This is a genomic window from Streptomyces sp. NPDC002790 (assembly GCF_040295505.1).
GTDB lineage: Bacteria > Actinomycetota > Actinomycetes > Streptomycetales > Streptomycetaceae > Streptomyces.
Genome location: NZ_JBEOVM010000113.1, coordinates 1 through 20,251, shown reverse-complemented (window position 1 = coordinate 20,251; position 20,251 = coordinate 1). Strand labels below are relative to the sequence as shown.

Genomic DNA, 20,251 nt, shown 5'->3' with positions numbered 1-20,251 from the left:
AAAACAACCCCCCACCCAGCGCCTTTGGGGCCCAACCGTCGGGGCGGGGCCGCCGGGCGGGAGCGCCCCCGCCCCGCCCCGGCCCGCCCCCCCCCCCGGGGGGGGGGGCCCCCACGGCCTTCTGCCATGCGGTGCTTCAGCGCGTCAGTGGCTCAGCTCCACGTCCTGGTCGTTCCGGCCCGTGCCGTTGAGGGTCACCGGAAGGGCCTGCGGGGCGTAGCCGGCGGCGACGACGGTGTACTGGCCGGCGTCGAGGTCCTCGAAGGCGTAGGCGCCGTCGATGCCCGTGACGGCCGTGCCGACCGTGTTGCCCGCCGCGTCGAGGAGCGTGACGCGGGCGTCGTTCAGCGGGGTGGCGGACGCGTCGCGGACCGTGCCGCGGACGCGGGCGCCCGGAACGAGGCGGACCTCGCAGCGGCCCGGGGTGCCGGTGGCGACCTCGACCGGTAGGGCCGCGGGCCGGTGGCCCTCCGCGCTCACGGCGAGGGTGTAGCCGCCGGGGGCGAGGTCGCCGAAGGCGAAGCTGCCCGTGGCGTCGGCGGCCCCGGAGGCGACGACCTCACCGCGTACGTCGGTGGCGATCACCAGCGCGCCCGGTACGGGAAACTCGCCCGCCGCCGTGACGACGGTGCCGGTCAGGCCCGCCGCCCCGGCCAGCATCAGGTCGAAGTCGAGGAAGCCCTCGCCGACCGTCAGCGTCGTGGCCTGCGGCTGCCGGGAGCCCGCGGAACCGATCAGCACGTACGTGCCACCGGCCGGAGCCGCGAGCAGGTACGCGCCGTCGGGGCCCGTCGTCGTACGGCCGAGCTGACTGCCCCTCAGGTCGATGAGGGTGACGACCGCGCCCGCCAGCGGCGAGGCGTCGCGTTCGCGTACGTGGCCCTTGATGCCCGCGGAGGCGTCCGTCGTCATCACGGGTGCGGTCTGCGTCGGCAGCTCGACGGACGACGCCGGCGCCTCCTCGGAAGAGGTCTCCCCCTTCTCCGCCGCCTCGCGCGCCTGCAGACCCGACATCTTGCGCAGCGGAACCTCCTTGGTCCACAGGACCATCAGGAACGCGAGGACGATCACGCACGCCGCGATCAGGAACACCACGTGCATGGCGTCCGCGAAGCCCTGCTTGAACGGTTCCGCGAGCCGCGGGTCGAGGTGCTGGATGAACGACGAGTCGGACAGGACGTCGCCGCCGCTCCCGCCGGAGCCCTTGACCATGTCGAGGACCGGCTTGTTGGCGGGGTCGGAGACGACCGAAGGGTCGTGCAGCGCGGCCTGGAAGTCGTGCGTCTTCGCCGCCGACCTGAAGGCTTCCGAGATCTTGTCGCCGACGTTCGAGAAGAGGACGGAGAGGAAGATCGCCGTGCCGGCGGTGGCGCCCATCTGCCGGAAGAACGTGGACGAGGCGGTCGCCACGCCCATGTCCTGCGGCGGCACCGCGTTCTGCACCGCGAGCACCAGCGTCTGCATGCAGCAGCCCAGGCCGAGCCCGAAGAGGCCCATGTAGAGCATGGTCTCCCACAGCGGGGTGTCCCACTGGACCTCGAAGTGGAAGAGCAGCAGCGCGGCCACCATGAAGAGCGTGCCGAGCGTCGGGAAGATCTTGTAGCGGCCGGTCTTCCCGGTGATCTGCCCGGAGACGATGGACGCGATCATCATGCCGGCCATCAGCGGCAGCATCTCGAGACCGGACTTGGTGGGGCTCGCGCCCTTCACGATCTGAAGGTACTGCGGGATCATCAGCATGCCGCCGAACATGCCCGCGCCGATCAGCACGGACAGGAAGCTGGTCTTGCTGAAGATGGCGTTGCGGAACAGCCGCATCGGGATGAGCGCGTCGTCGCCGACCCGGCGCTCCACGAGGATCCACGAGACGATGCCGACGCCGCCGAGGACGTAGCAGACGATCGAGCCCGTCGAGCCCCAGCCCCACTCGCGGCCCTGTTCGGCGACGAGCAGCAGCGGGACGACGCCGAGCGCGATGGTGAACGCGCCCCACCAGTCGATCCGCCGGTTGCGGCGGACGTGCGGGATGTTGAGCACCTTCGCGACGACGAACAGCGCGACGACGGCGATCGGCACGTTCACCAGGAACACCCAGCGCCAGCCGGTGACGCCGAGGATGCTGTCCTGACCGGCGAGGGCGCCGCCGATGAGCGGTCCCGCGACGCTGGACGTGGCGAACGTGGCGAGCATGTAGCCCTGATAGCGGGCCCGTTCGCGCGGCGGCACGATGTCGCCGATGATCGCGAGCGCGAGCGACATCAGGCCACCGGCGCCGATGCCCTGCACCGCGCGGAACGCGGCGAGTTCCGGCATCGACGTCGAGAAGGTGCACAGCGCCGAACCGACGATGAAGATCGTGATCGCCGCGAGGAAGTACGGCTTGCGGCCGTGCAGGTCGGACAGCTTGCCGTAGAGCGGCGTGGCGATCGTCGATGTGATCAGGTACGCCGTCGTCGCCCAGGCCTGCTGGCTGAGACCGTCGAGGTCGTCCGCGATGGTGCGGATCGAGGTGGAGACGATGGTCTGGTCGAGGGCGGCCAGGAACATCCCCAGCATCAGGCCACTGAGGATGGTCAGGATCTGCCGGTGGCTCAGGCCGCCGGACGTGGGGGTTTCTGCGGGGGTTTGTATGGGGGTGGACATGGCTTGGGTAGCGGTGCCTCCGCGGGACGCGGACACGGCCTCAGTCATTCTTGTGTTGCTCCCTGCTCGCCGCTGGGCCCGGATATCCCGGACTCGGGACGCGCGTATTCAAACTCTTCCAGATCGTCATTCAGGCGGGAGAGCAGCCGGATCAGCTGGTGCCGGTCCTCCGCGGGCCAGGGCTCCAGAAGCCTCTGGAACCCCGCGTCGCGCTGGCGCCGGTACTCCTCGAACGCGGCCTCGCCGGCGGCGGTGGCGCTCAGCAGCGCACCCCGTCGGTCCTCCGGGTCCGGGCGCCGTTCGACGAGTCCCTTGTCGACCATGGCCCGCACCTGGCGGCTGACCGTCGACAGGTCGAGGAAGGTCGCCGCCGCCAGGTCGGTGGCGCGGCGTTCGCCGTCGCGCACCAGCTTGGCCAGCAGGACCCGCTCGCCGGCCCGGCTCTCGAGCCGGGCCTTCTGCCGGTATGCGGTCAACAGCCTTGAGAAGCGCACCAGTTGAGTGCCGAGTCCCGCCGCGGCGTCCTCGGCACTCGCGCTTCCCGTCACCGGGTCGTCGTCCGCTGCCGCACGGTCATGGACCGTCCCCTTACCCATGACCGCCTCCCGATTTCGCTTCAGTTGCTTGTATCGAGCAAGTGAGTGTAACCCTCTTTTCTGAGTGCACCGCCCAGTGGGTACACAGGTATTTGCGCAGGTCAAATGGGGGTCAAGCCCGGGTCAAGGGCCTCGCGGCGGTTCGCGCGGACGACGCTACAGATCCGCGCCGAGCTCACTCCTGACCACATAACTGCACTGCGTGTACGAATATCCGGGCTGGACCCGGCCGCCCGCCGCGCGCCCGGCCGCCGTCGCGTCGCGGCCGCCCGGCTTGTGCAGGAAGTGGTACGTGCCCGCGGGCAGCCGCAGCGTCGCCTTCGGGTAGCTCTTGCCGCTCGCCTTGCACGCCTTGCCGCGGCCGGCCGCCTCCGTCGGATACGTCTCGCAGGATCCGCAGGCGGCGACGGTGATCCGGCCGGTGACCGGGCCTGTGTAGAGGACCTCGACCGGGTCCGGCCCGTCGTTGCTGATCACCATCTCCATGCGGGAGCCGTCCGGCGTGCCCTTCGGCGGCAGCCGGTCGCCCGCGGCGGGGCGCAGCCGCGCGATATCGGCGGCGATGGCGACCTGCTGGGCACGGGCCCGCCGCTTGTCGCTCTTGTACGTGCCCGCGAAGTCCGTCAGGGACGTGTGCGCCGCGCCGAACTTCTTGTCCTTGAACTGGTCGATGCCGCAGGCGTACGTCCCGTCCTCCACGGCCGTCGCGACGCCGCCGCGCAGATGCGCGGGTACGGGCGCGGGCAGCCGCTTCGCGGTGTCGCCGATGTGGCGCAGCGCCCGGGTGGCGGCGCACGGGTCCGCGCCCTTCAGCTCGCCCGCGCGCCGCTCGACGGCGGCGCGCACGGCGGGTTCCACCTGGCCCGCCTGCGTCGACTCGGGGAACGTACGCAGGAGTTGACCCAGTTCACCGCCCCTGGCATCGGTCTCGGCGGCGCCGAGCTTTCCCGTGCCGCACTTCAGGAGCGAGGAGGCGAGCGGCTTGTCGGGCCAGTTCGCGAGGGAGCCGAGGACGGCGCGGTCCACGGTGCGCGGCACCGACCGCAGGTGTTCGAGGGGTGCGACGGCCGCGCAGTGCTCGCCGTCGGCGTACGGCGTGGACACCGCCTTGTAGTAGGCGTCGAGGCTGTCGTGCAACCGGTGCGCCGCCCTGGAGTCCGGGTGGTCGTCGGCGAGGTCGCGGTACCGGCCGAGCGCGGTGCGGTAGTCGGCGCGTACCTCGGCGAAGTCGCGGGCCGAGGCCTTCTGGACGAGGGCGTCGGCGCTGTCGAGCCGGTCGAGCAGCAGCTCCTCGACGGCGTCGTCGCGCAGACCGCCGTACGCGACGGCGCCCCCGGCGGGCACGGCGAGCAGCGCGACTCCGAGGACGACCGCCACAACTGGCTTGCCCTGTAGGGACGTTGCGGGCGCCCGTAGACCGCGGCGCGCGCCGTCGGCCACCGCGGCGAGCAGCAGCGCCACGTACCCGATCAGCGCCCATCCGGGCACTCCGTCCGGTTCGGCGGGCAGCGCGAGGGTGAGCAGGGCGGCCGTGGCGGCGACACACAGCAGCGCGAGGAGGCGGCGCCGCACGAGGACGTATCCCAGGCCGAGCCCGCTGAGGTTGAGCAGCCCCGCGGCGACGGCGCGCGCCGGGTCGGCGGGCCCGACGGGCGGCCTGACCGGTGACCCGGCGGGTGGCTCGGGTGGCCCGGGCGGCATCGGCGGCTCCGGCGGCATCGGCGGAACCGATGGCATCTGCGGAGGCGGTCCGAACCCGCCGCTCCCCCGTCGCCCCGCGTCGCCGGACGACGCGTCCCCCTGCCACCTCATCGCGGTCCCCCAACCGTCAGGTGTCACACCCCGAAGCAAACGATCGGGGGCGGGACCCCGCCTGTCAATCGGTCGCAAGTGGCCAACCCGGCGACATCCCGCCCCCAACTCCCTTTACGTTCCGAACACTTGACGCCCCCACCCCACCCCCTTTAACTCAAGCCTTGAATTTAGAAACGCCAGGGGACACCACGCAACACCAGGGGACAGCTCGACGCACCACCAGCACCCGCAACGGGACCACCGGGAGGGAACTTTGCGTCACACCGACTCCACCACCAGACCGGGCCGCGGAAGCCGCAGGAGACGCGCGGCCTTGCTCGCCGTCGCCGCGCTCGCCGCAGGCCTGCTGCCGCTGACCGGCACCACCGCCGCCTCCGCCGCCGACGACGACCCCGCCCCCACCCCCGTCGACCGCTTCGAGGGCGAGGTGCCCTTCGCGACGCAGCCCGCCGAAGCCATCTTCACCTGGGGCGGCGACACGGACGACAACCCGAAGCTCGAACTCAAGGAGCGCGCGGACGCCCCCGAGGGCGCCAAGGTCCTCGAAGGCACCTACGACATCAGCGGCTACGGCGGCTTCAGCCACGACTACGCCGCCGACAAGCCCGCCCACGACTGGTCGGCGCACAAGGGCATCCGCCTGTGGTGGTACGGCGACGGCTCGGGCCGCAAGCTGACGTACGAGATCAAGGACGGCGGCGCGCACGGCGAGGCCTCCGAGCTGTGGACGACGTCGTTCACCGACGACTTCACCGGCTGGAAGCAGGTCGAGCTGCCGTTCACGCGGTTCGAGTACCGCACGGACTACCAGCCGGTCGGCGGCATCGACCACGTCCTCGGGCTCGACAAGATGTGGGGCTACGCGGTCACGCTGCCCACCGGGGCGAAGAGCCAATTCGCCATGGACGGCGTCGAGTTGTACGGCAAGGCCGACCAGTCGCTGCGCGCGCAGGTGGCGACGGACGCGGCCGTGTACCCGGTGAAGGAGGGCGGTTCGGCGGCGGTGAAGCTGTCCGTCACGACCACCGGGAACGTGCCGGTCGAGGCCCCCGTCACCATCGAGTACGCCACCGAGGGCGGCACCGCCGACCCCGGCAAGGACTACACCCCGGCCACGGGCAAGGTCACCTTCCCGGCGGGCACCGCGTCCGGCGCGGCCAAGACGGTCACGGTCGCCACCGCCAAGGACTCCGCCAGGTCGGAGACCGCCGAGACGATCCCGCTGAAGCTGACCGTCACCGGCGCCAAACCGCCCGCCGAGTCCCCGCAGGTCGTCATCGACGCGCACGGGCTGCCGTACCTCGACACCAAGGCCCCGATCAAGAAGCGGGTCGCCGACCTCGTCTCCCGGATGTCCCTGGAGGAGAAGGTCGGGCAGATGACGCAGGCCGAGCGCGCCGCCCTCAAGTCCCCGGGCGACATCGCGAGCCACAACCTTGGCTCACTGCTCTCCGGCGGCGGCTCCGTGCCGACGCCGAACACGCCCGACGGCTGGGCCAGGATGATCGACGGCTACCAACTGCGGGCGCAGGCAACGCGGCTCCAGATCCCGCTGATCTACGGCGTGGACGCGGTGCACGGCCACAACAACGTCGTCGGCGCCACGATCATGCCGCACAACATCGGCATCGGCGCGAGCCGCGATCCCCGACTCGCCGAGAAAACCGGGGCGGTTACCGCCTCCGAGGTGCGCGCGACCGGCGTCCCGTGGGACTTCGCGCCCTGCCTGTGCGTGAGCCGCGACGAACGCTGGGGCCGCTCCTACGAGTCCTTCGGCGAGGACCCGGCACTCGTCGAGTCCATGGAGACGATGGTCAAGGGCTTCCAGGGCCGCGCGAACGGCAGTGACCTGGACCGCAACGACAAGGTCCTCGCCACCGCCAAGCACTTCGTCGGCGACGGCGGCACCGCGTACGGCTCCTCGACCACCGGCTCGTACACCATCGACCAGGGCGTCACCAAGGTGACGAAGCAGGAGCTGGAGGCCGTGCACCTGGCGCCCTTCAGGGATGCCGTGAAGCGCGGCGTGGGCACGGTCATGCCCTCGTACTCCTCGCTCGACATCATCGGCGACGACCAGGGCCCCGTGAAGATGCACGCCGACGCGGCAATGATCAATGGGGAGTTGAAGAACAAGCTCGGCTTCGACGGCTTCGTGATCAGCGACTACGCGGGCATCGACCAGATCCCCGGCGACTACGCCTCCGACGTCCGTACGTCGATCAACGCGGGCCTCGACATGATCATGGTGCCGAACGCCTACGCCGACTTCGAGAAGACCCTGCTCGCCGAGGTCACCTCGGGCAGGGTCACCGAGGCACGCGTGGACGACGCGGTCTCCCGCATCCTCACGCAGAAGTTCAAGCTCGGCCTCTTCGAGAAGCCGTACGCCGACACGAGCGACAGCAACGAGATCGGCGGCGCCGCACACCGCGCCGTGGCACGCGAGGCGGCGGCCACATCGCAGGTCCTCCTGAAGAACCACGGGAACGTGCTGCCGCTGAAGCGGTCCCAGAAGGTGTACGTCGCCGGGTCCAACGCCGACGACATCGGCAACCAGACCGGCGGCTGGACCGTCTCCTGGCAGGGCTCCTCCGGGAACATCACGAAGGGCACGACGATCCTCCAGGCGATGCAGAAGGCCGCCCCCGGTGCGAAGGTCGACTACTCGAAGGGCGCCTCGGCGCCCACCTCCGGGTACGACGTCGGCGTGGTCGTCGTCGGCGAGACCCCGTACGCGGAGGGTGTCGGCGACGTCGGAAACGGCCACGATCTGGAGCTCTCCGCCGCCGACAAGGCCGCCGTGGACAAGGTCTGCGGAGCCATGAAGTGCGTCGTGCTCACGGTCTCCGGACGGCCGCAGCTCATCGGCGACCGGCTTGGCGACATCGACGGGCTCGTCGCGTCCTGGCTGCCGGGCACGGAGGGCGACGGCGTCGCCGACGTCCTCTACGGGAAGCGACCCTTCACCGGCCAACTCCCGGTCACCTGGCCGAAGTCGGAGGCCCAGCTCCCCATCAACGTCGGGGACGCCTCGTACGATCCGCAGTTCCCGTACGGCTACGGGCTCACGACCGGGGCGGCCGGCAAGGACGGCGGTGGCGAGCGGGCGCTGGTGGGAAAGCAGCGGCTCAAGGTCCAGCAGAAGGCGGGCGGCAAGGTGACGGGGGCGTGGGCCAAGCCGTTCGCCGAGGCCGAGCACCTCGCCCTCACCGGCGACTACAAGGGGGCGCTGAAGAAACTGGCCGCCGCATACAAGGCGGCCTGACCGACCGGGAGGGAATCAACTGGGCACGCGGGGCTTCGAGTTGGGCCCCGCGCGACACGCCGCACGTTCTCCGACGCGGACCCCGGACCCGGACGTGTGCCTACCATCACGACATGACCGCCCATATCAGCATCGTCCGTGACACGTCGCTGCGCGCCGCCGAGGCGTGGCGGCGGCTGACCGACTGGGAGCGGCACGGGGATTCCGTGCCGCTCACCCGTGTCACGGTGACGACCCCGCCGCCTGACGCGGCGGGCACGGTGTTCGTGGCGCGCACCGGCATCGGCCGGTGCGGCTTCGACGACCCGATGGAGGTCGTCGCCTGGCAGCCGCCGCGCCGCTGCCGGATGGAGAAGCGCGGCCGCGTCGTCACCGGCTGGGCCGAGTTCGAGGTGCGGGCGCTCGGCGACGGCGGCTCGCGCGTCGAGTGGCGCGAGGAGCTGCGGGTACGCGGAGTGCCCCGCGCCGCGGACCGGGTGGTCGCGGCGGCGGGGCGATGGGTCTTCGGGCGGGCGGTGGACGGGTTGCTCGACGACACCACCACGGCTCCCGCCGTCGACAAAACGTCAACTCCTGCTGAGTAGCGGCGGGTTGGCGTACTGAACCAGCTCCAGCGCCTGCTGCGGGAACCAGTCGCCCGCCTTCGGGTCGACCGTGCCCCGCTCCGGGTCCTCGGGGCCCGCGGTGCCGCGCAGGCACAGGCCGTCCGACTCCCCGGGTGTCTTGATCCACAGGCGGGCGTCCTGAATGGGGTCTCCCCTGCTCGAGGTTGTTCGAGAGCTTGGGGAAGGGTCGCCGGTGCGCAGGGTCGGGCGGGCGCCGAGTCCGCGGTTCGGCGGGTTGCACCAGTCCTGGGCGTCGGTGTACTTGCCGGCCGGCGGGGTCCACGGGCCTCGGCCGTTGCGGCTGGAGTCCGTCACGAAGTGCGGCATCCGGGAGGCCGGTACGCGCACGTGGGCGTCGATCCAGGTCTGCGCTTCGGCGCGCGGGGTCCACTGGTTCGGGCAGTCGGCAACGTTCCCGGAGGACTTCTCGACGTAGGCGATGCAGGACGAGATCAGCTTGCCGTACCAGGAGTTGGCGTCGTCGGTGAAGTAGTTCGAGGCGTTGGTGTAGAAGCCGGCCGCGTGCTCGACGCCGCCCTTGATGAGGCGCGGCACGATGGAGTTGACGCTGTGCCAGCCGGGGTGGCCCGTGTCGAGGTAGACGCGGGTGCCGCGCAGTGGCTCCAACTTACGGACGGCGTAGTTGACTTCGGCGTAGCGGGCGGCGGTCTTCGTGCCTTCGGCATCGTCCTGGCCGCAGTCGGCGGGGAGCAGGGCCAGCGAGTCGGGTTCGAGGACGACCATGGCGTCGCGGGAGCCGATGCCGCGGGCGACGGCGTCGATCCAGGCCTGGTACTCGGCGGTGGTGGCGGCGCCGCCCGCGGAGTAGTTGGAGCAGTCGCGGCCCGGCACGTTGTAGAGCGCGAACGCCGGGAGGGCGTCGCGGCGGTCGGCGTCCCTGACCACCTCGCGGGTGAGTTTCTCGACCTCGGCCGGGCTCTGGTCGCCGAACCAGACGGCCTGCGGGGTGGCGATCATCGCGGTGACCCGGGCGGCGTCGCGGTACCGACCGGACTTGAAGAGCCCGGCGATCTGGCGGGTGGCGTCGGGGTTGGGATCGGGGGTGTAGAGGCGTGGGCCGGCGCCGACCGTGGGTGTGGTCGATGCCGTGGCCTGCGGCGCGGCGAGGAGGAGGGCGAGTGTTGCGGCTGCGGTGGCTGCGGTGCGCCTGAGAGGTCTTCGCACGGTGACTCCTGGGGTCCGGTAGACGTCGCGGGAGCGCTCCCACAGACTCGGTGGCGGTCCCCTCCACGTCAAGTGCGGCGCGCGCACGACTTGTTGACGTCACCCGTCCCTACGCCTCGGGGCTCCGCCCCGGACCCCGCGCCTCAATCGCCGGCGGGGCTTGATTTTGCCGACCCGGACTTGATGGTGCCGCACAACAGGGGCTTGATCTATCAAGCCCCTGCGGCGATTGAGCAGGCCTTTCAAGCCCCTGCGGCGATTGAGCAGGCCCGTCCGGCAGGACTTTCGGGAAGGGGCGGAGTGGGGGAGAAAGACCCCAGTGGCTCACGCCACCGACCCGATCCGGCGCGCCGCACCCGGTTCGTGGTGGATCGGGGTGTGGGCGCCCGTCAGGGAGACCCCCGTACCGCCCCGCCGATCCGCAACGATCTCGGAGGCGATGGACACCGCCACCTCCTCCGGCGTACGCGCCCCCAGATCGAGCCCGATCGGCGACCGCAACCGCGCCAGCTCCACCTCGGTGACCCCCACCTCACGCAACCGTTCATTACGGTCCAGGTGAGTACGCCGCGACCCCATCGCCCCCACATACCCCACCGGCAACCGCAGCGCGAGCTCAAGCAGCGGCACATCGAACTTGGCGTCATGGGTGAGCACACACAGCACCGTACGGCCGTCGACCTCCCCCGCCACCCGCTCCAGGTACTTGTGCGGCCACTCGACCACCACCTCGTCGGCGTCGGGGAACCGCGCCGCCGTCGCGAACACCGGCCGGGCGTCGCACACCGTGACCCGGTACCCCAGGAACCTGCCCATCCGCACCAACGCCGCCGCGAAGTCGATCGCGCCGAACACGATCATCCGTGGCGCCGGCACCGACGACTCGACGAGGACCGTGAGCGGAGACCCGCACCGCGACCCCTGCTCGCCGATCTCGACCGTGCCGGTGCGCCCCGCGTCGAGATACGCCCCCGCCTCCCCCGCCACCGTGCGGTCGAGCTCCGGGTGACCCCCGAACCCGCCCTCGTACGAGCCGTCGGGACGGACGACCAGCGCCCGCCCGACCAACTCCCCCGGACCCGCCACGACGCGCGCGAGCGCCGCCGCCTCCCCCGTGGCGGCGGCGCCCAGCGCGCCCGCGAGCACACCACGTACGGCCGTATCGGACGCCCGTACAGGTGTGACGAGGATGTCGATGACGCCGCCGCAGGTGAGCCCCACGGCGAAGGCGTCGTCGTCGCTGTAGCCGAACCGTTCGAGGACCGGTTCCCCGTCCTCCAACGCCTGGCCGCACAGCTCGTACACCGCACCCTCCACGCAGCCGCCGGAGACCGAGCCGATCGCGGTGCCCTCGCTGTCGACGGCGAGCGCCGCGCCCGGCTGCCGGGGCGCGCTGCCGCCGACGGCCACCACGGTGGCCACGGCGAAGTCGCGCCCCTGCTCGACCCACCGGTTCAGCTCATCGGCGATGTCCAGCATGTCTCGGTCTCCTCAACGGTTCGCGGAACGGTACGGCCGGCAGGGCTACTTGACGCCCATCCAGCTCTCGATCGGATGCAGGCCGAAGTACACGAAGAAGACGAGCGTCAGCACCCACATGAAGACGCCGATCTCGCGGAACTTGCCCTGCGCCGCCTTGATGGCGGTGTAGGCGATGACGCCCGCACCGACACCCGCGGTGATGGAGTACGTGAACGGCATCAGCGCCACGGTCAGGAACACCGGCACGGCCACGGCCCGGTCGGACCAGTCCACGTGCCGCGCGTTCTGCATCATCATCGCGCCGATGACGACGAGCGCGGCGGCGGCGACCTGCCCCGGCACGATCTGCGCGAGCGGCGTGAAGAAGAGCCCCAGGGCGAACAGGAAGCCGGTCACCACGGACGACAAGCCCGTGCGCGCGCCCTCTCCGACGCCCGTGGCGGACTCGACGAAGACGGTCTGCCCGGAGGCCCCCGCCACACCGCCGATCGCGCCGCCCGCGCCGTCGATGAACAGCGCCTTGGACAGGCCCGGCATGCGGCCCTTGTCGTCGGCGAGCCCGGCCTCGGTGCCGACGCCGATGATGGTGGCCATCGCGTCGAAGAAGCCGGCGAGCACGAGCGTGAACACGATCATGCCGACGGTGAGGCCGCCGATGGAGTCCCAGCCGCCGAACTCGACGTGTCCGAAGAGCGAGAAGTCGGGCATGGAGACGGCGCTGCCGGTCAGCTCGGGCGGGCTGCCGCCCCAGACCTTCGGGCTGAGGTCGAAGACCGCGTTGACGATGACGGCGAGGACCGTGCCGGCGACGATGCCGATGAGGATCGCGCCGGGGACGTTGCGGGCCTGGAGCATGAAGATGAGCAGCAGGGTGATCGCGAAGAGCAGTACGGGCCAGCCCTTGAGCTGACCGCCGGTGCCCAGCGTGACCGGGTTGCCCTTGCCGACGAACCCGGCGTTGACCAGGCCGATCAGGGCGATGAACATGCCGATGCCGATGGTGATGCCGTGCTTCAGGGCGAGCGGGATCGCGTTCATGATGATCTCGCGCAGGCCGGTGACGACAAGGAGAACGATCACCACGCCGTACATCACGCACATGCCCATGGCCTGCGGCCACGTCATGTTGGGCGCGACCTGGGTGGCGAGCACGCCGGAGACCGAGAGGCCCGCGGCGAGCGCGAGCGGCACCTTGCCGAGGAAGCCCATCAGCAGGGTGCACACGGCGGCGGCGAGCGCGGTCGCCGTGATCAGTCCCGCGTGGCTGAGCTTGTCGCCCGCGGCGTCGGGGCCGCCGAGCAGCAGCGGGTTGAGCAGGAGGATGTAACACATCGCCATGAAGGTGGTGATGCCGCCGCGCACTTCGCGCGAGAACGTCGATCCTCTGTCGGATATGTGGAAGTAGCGGTCGAGCCAAGACCTGCCGGCGGGCTGACGCGAGCCCGCGCCCGCGTCGTCGGCGGCGGTCTTCGGCTCCACGGACTGCTGGGTCATGGTGCCTCGTTTCCCAAGGTTCATAGGGGCTCCCGCAACTGCCTTGCGGCACACGGGTTTTGGGATGGCTGCACGACCCGGGGGACGGCCCGAGACGTAGAGGTACTGCGGGGTGACGGCGCTCGCCGTCACCCCGCGGGGGTCGGACTAGGCGGAACCCGTTCCCGTCAGATGTTCGGGACGAACCGGCGTCCGGTCGAGCTCAAGACCCGTCGCGTTCCGGATCGCCGCGAGGACGGCCGGGGTCGACGACAGGGTCGGGGCCTCGCCGATGCCGCGCAGCCCGTACGGGGCGTGGTCGTCGGCGAGTTCGAGCACGTCGACCGGGATGGTCGGCGTGTCGAGGATGGTGGGGATCAGGTAGTCCGTGAAGGACGGGTTCCTGACCTTGGCGGTCTTGGGGTCGACGATGATCTCCTCCATCACCGCGACGCCGAGGCCCTGTGTGGTGCCGCCCTGGATCTGGCCGATGACGGACAGCGGGTTGAGCGCCTTGCCGACGTCCTGGGCGCAGGCCAGCTCGACGACCTTGACGAGGCCGAGTTCGGTGTCGACCTCGACGACGGCGCGGTGCGCGGCGAAGGAGTACTGGACGTGCCCGGTGCCCTGACCGGTCGTCAGGTCGAAGGCCTCGGTGGGCCGGTGGCGCCACTCCTCCTCCACCTCGACGGCCTCGCCTTCGAGGACCTCGGCGAGGTCGGCCAGGACCTCGCCGCCGTCGGTGACGACCTTGCCGCCCTCCAGGAGGAGTTCGGCGGTGGCCCACGCCGGGTGGTAGCTGCCCTTCTTGCGGCGGCCGAGCTCCAGGACCTTCTCGCGGACGAGCTCGCAGGCGTTCTTGACCGCGCCGCCGGTGACGTATGTCTGGCGGGACGCGGAGGTCGAACCGGCCGAGCCGACCTGGGTGTTGGCCGGGTGGATGGTGACCTGGGTGACGCCCAGTTCGGTGCGGGCGATCTGCGCGTGCACGGTGACGCCGCCCTGGCCGACCTCGGCCATCGCGGTGTGCACGGTGGCGACCGGCTCGCCGCCGACAACCTCCATGCGTACACGGGCCGTTGAGTAGTCGTCGAAGCCCTCGGAGAAGCCGACGTTCTTGATGCCGACGGCGTAGCCGACCCCGCGTACGACGCCTTCACCGTGCGAGGTGTTGGACAGGCCGCCGGGCAGCGCGCGCACGTCGGCGCCCTCGCTGGACTCCCACTGGCGCTCGGGCGGCAGCGGCATCGCCTTGACGCGGCGCAGGATCTCGGCGACGGGGGCGGGCGAGTCGACGGGCTGGCCCGTCGGCATGATGGTGCCCTGTTCCATGGCGTTGAGCTGCCGGAACTCGACCCGGTCCATGCCCAGCTTGTCGGCGAGCTTGTCCATCTGCGCCTCGTACGCGAAGCACGCCTGGACCGCGCCGAAGCCGCGCATGGCGCCGCAGGGCGGGTTGTTGGAGTAGAGCGCGATGGCCTCGATGTCGACGTCGTCGAGCACGTACGGGCCGACGGCGAGGGACGAGGCGTTGCCGACGACGGCCGGGGACGCGGAGGCGTAGGCGCCGCCGTCGAGCACGATGCGGCACTTCATGTGCGTCAACTTGCCGTCGCGCGTGGCCCCGTGCTCGTAGTACAGCTTCGCCGGGTGGCGGTGGACGTGCCCGAAGAAGGACTCGAACCGGTTGAAGACGATCTTGACGGGCTTGCCGGTGCGCAGCGCGAGCAGGCACGCGTGGATCTGCATCGACAGGTCCTCGCGGCCGCCGAACGCGCCGCCGACGCCGGACAGCGTCATCCGCACCTTGTCCTCGGGCAGGCCGAGGACGGGGGCGATCTGGCCGAGGTCCGAGTGCAGCCACTGTGTGGCGACGTAGAGGTCGACGCCGCCGTCCTCGGCCGGCACGGCGAGGCCGGACTCGGGGCCGAGGAAGGCCTGGTCCTGCATGCCGAAGGTGTACTCGCCCGAGACGATGAAGTCGGCCTTCTTGGCGGCCTCTTCGGCGTTTCCGCGGATGATCGGCTGGCGGTGCACGATGTTCGGGTGCGGGACATGGCCGATGTGGTGGTCGTCGCGGTTCTCGTGGACGAGGACCGCGTCGGGCGCGGTCGCGGAGGCCTCGTCGGTGATGACGGGCAGCTCGCGGTACTCCACCTTGATCTTGGCGGCGGCGCGCCGCGCGGTCTCCGGGTGGTCGGCCGCGATGCAGGCGACGGGCTCGCCGTGGTGGCGGACCTTGCCGTGCGCGAGGACCGGGGTGTCCTTGATCTCCAGGCCGTAGTTCTTCATGGCGGTCGGGAGGTCGTCGTAGGTAAGTACCGCGTAGACACCGGGAGTTGCGAGCGCCTCGCCCGTGTCGATGGACACGATCTCGGCGTGCGCCGTGGTGGAGCGCAGAATGTGGCCCCACAACATGTCCTCGTGCCACATGTCGGACGAGTACGCGAACTCGCCGGTGACCTTGAGGGTGCCGTCGGGGCGGAGCGTGGACTCGCCGATGCCGCCCTTGGTCTGCGACCCCTGGGTGACCTTGCCGGGGATTCCTGTCGTACCCATGCTGCTCAGACCCCTTCCGGCTGTGTCTGGCGCGCGGCGGCGAGCCGGACCGCGTCCATGATCTTCTCGTAGCCGGTGCAGCGGCAGAGGTTCCCCGAGAGCGCCTCGCGGATGTCCGCGTCCGACGGCGTCGGGTTCTGCTCCAGCATCTCGTCGGCCGCGACGAGCAGGCCGGGCGTGCAGAATCCGCACTGGACGGCGCCCGCGTCGATGAACGCCTGCTGGATCGGGGCGAGTTCGCCGCCCTCGCCGGTCTGCGAGTCGGTGCCCTTCGCGGACCAGCCCTGCGCGTCCTGAAGTGTCGTACCACCCTCATGGGACGCGCACGTACGGGACTTGGCGTGCTCGGCGAGCCCCTCGACGGTGACGACCTCGTGGCCCTCGACCTGTCCCGCGGCCACCAGACACGAGCACACGGGGACGCCGTCGAGCCGGACGGTGCAGGATCCGCACTCGCCCTGCTCGCACGCGTTCTTCGAACCCGGGAGCCCCATCCGCTCGCGCAGCACGTACAGAAGGGACTCGCCCTCCCAGACGTCGTCGGCTTCCTGCTTACGGCCGTTGACCGTGAAATTGACGCGCATTACGCGGCTCCCTCCGTACGAACGCCCGAGCCGCGGTACGACTCCCAGGCCCAGGTCAGCGTGCGGCGCGCCATGACGCCGACCGCGTGACGGCGGTACGAGGCGGTGCCCCGCACGTCGTCGATCGGGTTGCAGGCGCCGGAGCACAGCGTGGCGAACTGCTTGGCGACCGACGGGGTGATGATCTTGCCGCTCTCCCAGAACCCGCCTTCTTCCAAAGCGGAGTTGAGGAATTCCTCGGCCTCCTTGGCGCGGACCGGCGTGGGCGCCGCCGAGCCGATGCCGGTGCGCACGGTCCGGGTCCCGGGGTGCAGGGCGAGGCCGAAGGCGCACACCGCGATCACCATCGCGTTGCGCGTGCCGACCTTGGAGAACTGCTGCGGCCCCTCGGCCTTCTTGATGTGCACGGCGCGGATCAGCTCGTCCTCGGCGAGGGCGTTGCGCTTGACCCCCGTGTAGAACGCGTCGATCGGGATACGCCGGGAGCCGCGGACCGACTCCACCTCGACCTCGGCGCCTGCGGCGAGCAGCGCCGGGTGGGCGTCGCCCGCGGGCGACGCGGTGCCGAGGTTGCCGCCGACGCCGCCGCGGTTGCGGATCTGCGGGGACGCGACGGTGTGCGAGGCGAGGGCGAGCCCCGGCAGCTCACCGCGCAGGTGCTCCATGATCTTGGTGTACGGGACGGAGGCGCCGAGCCGGACGGTGTCGCCCTCGGGCCCCGCGCCCACCTCCCACTCGGTCAGCTCACCGATGCGGTTGAGGTCGAGCAGGTACTCGGGGCGGCGGTGGTCGAAGTTGATCTCGACCATGACATCGGTGCCGCCTGCGATCGGCACGGCTGTGGGGTGCTCGGCCTTCGCGGCGAGCGCCTCCTCCCAGCTGCCGGGGCGAAGGAAGTCCATAACGGCTCTCTTCTCCGTGAGGTTCGTGGATCGGGCAGGGATCGTGCGTGGTTCGTGCGTCGTGTCGTACGGGGTCGATGCGATGCGTTCGAGCCACGGGATGTGCGGATCACAGGGGCTCGTTCATGTGCTGTTCACGCGGAGTGAGCCCAGTACACCGCCTGTGCTCCGGCTGTGTCAGTCACGGAAAACATGAACGCGTTGGCTGGCCCGCGGGGGTGTCTTGTAGATTCGTATGAACGGGTGGCATCAGTAACCTCACCGTTTTCTCCCGGAAACCCAGGCCACAGGTCCGCGGGGTTCCCATTGAGCACGACTTCGAGACAGATCGGCGGCGACGACATGCGGCTGCGCGCATTGCTGGACACGGACGCGCTGGGCCTCAGGCTCCTCGGCGGCGAGGACGAGCTCGACCGCACCGTCCGCGGTGTGATGACGACGGACCTGCGGGACCCCAGCCGCTATCTGTCCGGCGGTGAGCTGGTCCTCACGGGCCTGGCCTGGCACCGGGAGCCGGCCGATTCGGAGCCCTTCGCCCGGCTGATGGCCGCGGCGGGCGTCGCCGCCGTCGCCGCGGGCACCGCCGAGTTCGGCTACGTCCCCGAGGACTTCGTCGAGGCCTGCGCCCGGCACCGCGTCCCGCTGTTCTCGGTGGCCCAGCAGGTGGCGTTCGGAACGATCACCGAGCACGTCGTACGCCAGGTATCGGGCGAGCGCGCCGGGGACCTCGCGGCGGTCGTCGACCGGCACCGGCGCCTGATGACCTCGGGGCCCGCGGGCGGCGGCCCCGACGTCGTCCTCGACCTGCTCGGCAGCGACCTCGACCTGCGGGCCTGGGTGCTCTCCCCGACGGGGCGCGCGATCGCGGGCTCGTCGGCGGCCGGGCCCGAGCTGCCCGCGAGGATCCGCACGCGGCTCGCGGCCGAGCACCTGGGAGCCCTGCGCACCGGGCGGCGCAGCCCGCACCGGGTCACGGTGGAGGGGGGCACGTACTCGCTGTTCCCGATCGGTTCGGCCCCGAAGGACGGTCCTGCCGCCGCCACGCCCTCCCCCGACGCGCGTACGAGCGCCCTCGCGAACTGGCTGCTCGCCGTCGAGGCGGACGCGGGCGACTGGCCGGAGGAGCGGCTCGACCTGCTGCAGGGCGTCACGCAGCTGATCTCGGTGGAGCGCGAGCGGCGGGACGCGGCGCGCACGGTGCGGCGCAGGCTCGCGCAGGAGGTCCTCGAGCTGGTGCAGACGGGCGCGGCCCCCACGGAGATCGCGGCACGCCTGCGCGTCGCGGCGCCCGTGCTGCTGCCGGGGGTCGGCGCGGCCCCGCACTGGCAGGTCGTCGTGGCGCGCGTGGAGTGGACGGACCAGCAGGGCGAGAAGGCCGAGGGCGGGGCCGTGGCCCAGTCGCTCCTGGAGGAGATCCTCATCGCCGCGGATGCCGGGGCGCGCCCCGACTCCGCCGAGCCGTCGGACCGGATCGCCGTGGCGCACAGCGGGGACGAGGCGATCGCCCTGGTGCCGCTGCCCGCCGTGGCGGCGGAGCACGACGGCTCGGAGCAGGGGCTGCTCGCGGACACGCTGCTGACCGCCGTGCGCGAGCCCCTCGCGGCCGGGCTCGCCGACGACGGGCGCCTGGCGATCGGGGTGAGCGCCGCGGTGCACTCAGCGGAGGGGCTGCGCGGCGCCCTGGAGGAGGCGCGGCACGCACGGCGCGTGGCGGCCGCCCGCTCGGGCGTGGTCTGCGCGGCGGGCCACCAGGAGCTGGCGTCGCACGTCCTGCTCCTGCCCTTCGTCCCGGACGACGTACGCCGGGCGTTCACGGCCCGGCTGCTCGACCCGCTCCGGGACTACGACCACAAACACCGCGCCGAGCTGGTCGCGACGCTGGAGGCGTTCCTCGACTGCGACGGTTCGTGGACCCGCTGCGCGTCCCGGCTGCACCTGCACGTGAACACGTTGCGGTACCGCGTGGGCCGCATCGAGCAGCTGACGGGTCGTGATCTGTCGCGCCTGGAAGACAAGTTGGACTTCTTCCTGGCGTTGCGGATGAGCTGACGTTCCCGCACGTCCCGGGCGCCCCACTAGCGATCTTGGGAGCGCCCGGGAAACCCCATCCCTTTGTGAAATCTTTCACCCACCCCCTTGGCCGGGCACCTTGATCCGTGCTGAGATGCCCCACGGCAAACTCGGCTCGATGGCGTGCTCGGGAGGGCAACGTGGCGCATACCGCCATGTCTGGTAGCGGAACGAACACAGCGGACGATCCACTCCAGACCGCGGTATGGCGGTTGCGCTCGCGCGGCTGCTGGGCCGACGCGGCGGCGCTCCTCGACCATCGGGCGACGACGGACGCGGGGGCGGCCCTGCAGCGGGCGGGACTGCTGGTGGAGCGGTGCCTGTACACGGAGCAGGGGTGGGCGGACGCGGAGGACGCGTTGCGTGCGGCGGAGGCGCTGGCGCACACGGACGAGGAGCGGGGTGCGGCGGCGTGCGAGCGGGGGCAACTCGCGTACGAGGCCACGTTGTTGAAGAAGCGGGACCGCTCCGACGAGGCGCGCTCGGCGTTCGGCAGGGCGGCGGCGCTGATCGCTCCGGGGGCGGCGGGGCGCGCGTTGCTCGACTTCCGGCGCGGCCTGATGTCGGAGAACCTGGCGGATTCACCGCAGGCGGCGCGGGCGGCGTATCGCAGGGCCCATGCGGGTGCGACGGCTCACGGTGACGCGCTCCTGCTCTCCTTCACCTGGCGGCATCTTGCCGGACTGGCCCTGCGGGAGGGGGAGTTGGCGGAGGCGCGGCACGGATTCACGGAGTCGCTGCGGATCCGTGAGGAACTCGGGTACCTGGTGGGTACGGCTCCGGCGCTCGTCTCCCTTGCGGAGGCCGAACCGGAACCGGCCACGAAGGCGCGCCTGCGCGCGGAGGCGGGCCGCTTGTTCCGCCTCCTCGACGGCGTCCCGACATGGCTGGCTGAGGCCCTCCCCTCGGCGGCGTGAAACCCCTCTCCCCACCCCACCCCTTCCCGAAAGTCCTGCCGGACGGGCCTGCTCAATCGCCGCAGGGGCTTGATAGATCAAGCCCCTGCGGCGTTTGAGGCGATCTTTTGAGCCCCGCCGGCGATTGAGGCGCGGGGTCCGGGGCGGAGCCC

Annotated in this window: 13 protein-coding genes; 4 read left to right on the top strand and 9 right to left on the bottom strand. The window is 71.3% G+C overall.

The genetic code is table 11. The features are described from left to right. Nucleotides 1-144: 144 nt before the first annotated feature. The 3 genes from ABT004_RS30790 to ABT004_RS30780 all read right to left on the bottom strand — a co-directional run bounded on the left by ABT004_RS30790 (nucleotide 145) and on the right by ABT004_RS30780 (nucleotide 4,940). On the bottom strand, nucleotides 145-2,643 hold the full coding sequence (locus ABT004_RS30790) for an MFS transporter (RefSeq protein WP_351343203.1): 2,499 nt from the start codon (nucleotides 2,641-2,643) through the stop codon (nucleotides 145-147). Nucleotides 2,644-2,687: 44 nt separating this feature from the next. Continuing rightward, entirely contained in the window at nucleotides 2,688-3,239 is a 552-nt protein-coding gene (locus ABT004_RS30785; RefSeq protein ID WP_351343201.1) for a MarR family winged helix-turn-helix transcriptional regulator, read from the bottom strand. A gap of 156 nt (nucleotides 3,240-3,395) precedes the next feature. Continuing rightward, entirely contained in the window at nucleotides 3,396-4,940 is a 1,545-nt protein-coding gene (locus ABT004_RS30780; RefSeq protein WP_351343199.1) for a hypothetical protein, read from the bottom strand. Nucleotides 4,941-5,367: 427 nt separating this feature from the next. Here ABT004_RS30780 and ABT004_RS30775 point away from each other — a divergent pair, with 427 nt between their 5' ends. Both ABT004_RS30775 and ABT004_RS30770 read left to right on the top strand, forming a co-directional pair. Next, on the top strand, nucleotides 5,368-8,322 hold the full coding sequence (locus ABT004_RS30775) for a glycoside hydrolase family 3 protein (RefSeq protein ID WP_351343197.1): 2,955 nt from the start codon (nucleotides 5,368-5,370) through the stop codon (nucleotides 8,320-8,322). Between the two features lie 113 nt (nucleotides 8,323-8,435). Then, complete coding sequence (locus tag ABT004_RS30770; protein ID WP_351343195.1) at nucleotides 8,436-8,906, top strand: SRPBCC family protein; 471 nt, start codon at nucleotides 8,436-8,438, stop codon at nucleotides 8,904-8,906. On the opposite strand, the gene ABT004_RS30765 is transcribed toward ABT004_RS30770, so the two are convergent. The 6 genes from ABT004_RS30765 to ABT004_RS30740 all read right to left on the bottom strand — a co-directional run bounded on the left by ABT004_RS30765 (nucleotide 8,889) and on the right by ABT004_RS30740 (nucleotide 17,112). Continuing rightward, nucleotides 8,889-10,112 (bottom strand): glycoside hydrolase family 6 protein, encoded by a 1,224-nt coding sequence (locus ABT004_RS30765; RefSeq protein WP_351343193.1) that lies wholly within the window; start codon nucleotides 10,110-10,112, stop codon nucleotides 8,889-8,891. The two genes, ABT004_RS30770 and ABT004_RS30765, sit on opposite strands and share 18 nt — an antisense overlap. Nucleotides 10,113-10,436: 324 nt before the next feature. Beyond that, nucleotides 10,437-11,591: an XdhC family protein gene (locus ABT004_RS30760; RefSeq protein ID WP_351343191.1), complete on the bottom strand. Its 1,155-nt coding sequence runs from the start codon at nucleotides 11,589-11,591 to the stop codon at nucleotides 10,437-10,439. A gap of 45 nt (nucleotides 11,592-11,636) precedes the next feature. Continuing rightward, nucleotides 11,637-13,088: an NCS2 family permease gene (locus ABT004_RS30755; RefSeq protein ID WP_351343189.1), complete on the bottom strand. Its 1,452-nt coding sequence runs from the start codon at nucleotides 13,086-13,088 to the stop codon at nucleotides 11,637-11,639. 147 nt (nucleotides 13,089-13,235) lie between these two features. After that, nucleotides 13,236-15,626, bottom strand: a complete 2,391-nt coding sequence (locus ABT004_RS30750) for a xanthine dehydrogenase family protein molybdopterin-binding subunit (protein WP_351343187.1) — start codon at nucleotides 15,624-15,626, stop codon at nucleotides 13,236-13,238. A gap of 5 nt (nucleotides 15,627-15,631) precedes the next feature. After that, nucleotides 15,632-16,210, bottom strand: a complete 579-nt coding sequence (locus ABT004_RS30745; RefSeq protein ID WP_351343185.1) for a (2Fe-2S)-binding protein — start codon at nucleotides 16,208-16,210, stop codon at nucleotides 15,632-15,634. After that, the gene (locus ABT004_RS30740) at nucleotides 16,210-17,112 is read right to left on the bottom strand and encodes an FAD binding domain-containing protein (RefSeq protein WP_351343183.1); all 903 of its coding nucleotides are present in this window, start codon (nucleotides 17,110-17,112) and stop codon (nucleotides 16,210-16,212) included. The genes ABT004_RS30745 and ABT004_RS30740 overlap by 1 nt, the downstream gene beginning before the upstream one ends. Nucleotides 17,113-17,454: 342 nt before the next feature. Between ABT004_RS30740 and ABT004_RS30735 the strand changes: the two genes are divergently transcribed. Together ABT004_RS30735 and ABT004_RS30730 are read left to right on the top strand one after the other, a co-directional pair. Beyond that, complete coding sequence (locus ABT004_RS30735; RefSeq protein ID WP_351343205.1) at nucleotides 17,455-19,161, top strand: PucR family transcriptional regulator; 1,707 nt, start codon at nucleotides 17,455-17,457, stop codon at nucleotides 19,159-19,161. A 176-nt stretch (nucleotides 19,162-19,337) separates the two neighbouring features. After that, nucleotides 19,338-20,099 carry a hypothetical protein gene (locus ABT004_RS30730; protein WP_351343181.1) on the top strand — a complete coding sequence of 254 codons (762 nt, stop codon included), beginning with the start codon at nucleotides 19,338-19,340 and terminating at the stop codon, nucleotides 20,097-20,099. Nucleotides 20,100-20,251 lie beyond the last annotated feature (152 nt).